Source organism: Lichenifustis flavocetrariae (assembly GCF_026130545.1).
Lineage (GTDB): Bacteria > Pseudomonadota > Alphaproteobacteria > Rhizobiales > Beijerinckiaceae > Lichenihabitans > Lichenihabitans flavocetrariae.
This window is the reverse complement of sequence record NZ_JAMOIM010000154.1, coordinates 1-895: the sequence shown is the minus strand read 5'-3', so window position 1 is coordinate 895 and position 895 is coordinate 1. Positions and strand designations below refer to the sequence as shown.

Annotated in this window: 1 protein-coding gene and 1 pseudogene; both read right to left on the bottom strand. The window is 65.0% G+C overall.

From position 1 onward, the window contains the following. Positions 1-313: 313 nt before the first annotated feature. Positions 314-448 carry a hypothetical protein gene (locus M8523_RS36400; RefSeq protein WP_282589661.1) on the bottom strand — a complete coding sequence of 45 codons (135 nt, stop codon included), beginning with the start codon at positions 446-448 and terminating at the stop codon, positions 314-316. Positions 449-458: 10 nt separating this feature from the next. After that, positions 459-788: pseudogene (locus M8523_RS36395) on the bottom strand (VOC family protein); the annotation flags it as partial. Positions 789-895 lie beyond the last annotated feature (107 nt).

Sequence of the window (895 nt, the reverse complement as noted above, 5' to 3'; positions counted from 1 at the left end):
CTGGCGCTGAATGAACCGATGACGCTCATGGTGGTGATCTCCCGTTTGTCGAAGCCCGCGTCCGTCACGGCCTCGATGGCGATCCAGGTGCCGGGGGCGATCGTCGCCGCATCCGCAAGGACCGCAGCGTCATCGGAGGACGGCACGGGCTAGGCTTTTTGTCCCGCGAGGATGCGGAACGCAGGGGAAGAAGGTTGGCGGGCGCCGTTGCGGCAGCCGATCGAGGCGAAGCCGGTCTCCGGTCAGGTCAGCCAATCAAAGGGCCACTCGGGCGCGGGCATGTCGAAAAACCCGGGATCCTTGTGCGCGTCGATCAGCCTTCAACGCCGGGCTCCGCGATGCCCTTCCGACGAAGCTCCTCTTTGGCCTCCGCGCCCTTCTCCAGCGACAGCCCCATGGAACGGAGCACCGCTTCGGTCTTCGAGAACTGCACGTCGGCATAGGCCACGATCTCGATGTGGTTCCCCCCAAGGGTCGATGAAGTTGAACGGGCGATCCACCGCGGTCGCCCCGGCGGCTTGGGCCGCAGCCATGACCGTGCTGCGGTCGTCCACGACCAAGCCGAAGTGGCGATTGGTGTCGGGGGACTGCTTTCGGCCGCCGATGAGCGCCAGGAACTGGTCGCCCAGGTCGATGAATGCCATGGCGGTGTGGCCATCGCCGGCCTTGTGGGTACCCCGGAGTTCAAACGCGAACACGCTGCCGTAGAAGCGAACAGCCTCCTCGACGTCACCGACCTCAAGGGCGACGTGGTTCAGGCCGACGAGGCGGGGCTTGTTGGGATCCATATAAGTAGCTTCCTTGTGCCAGTTGCGGGTTTCTCAAGCTCAACGCTTCGACATCGCCGAGCGGTTCGGGTTGTTCCCCGCAAGGGATTAAGGCTGGCGGGCGGCGC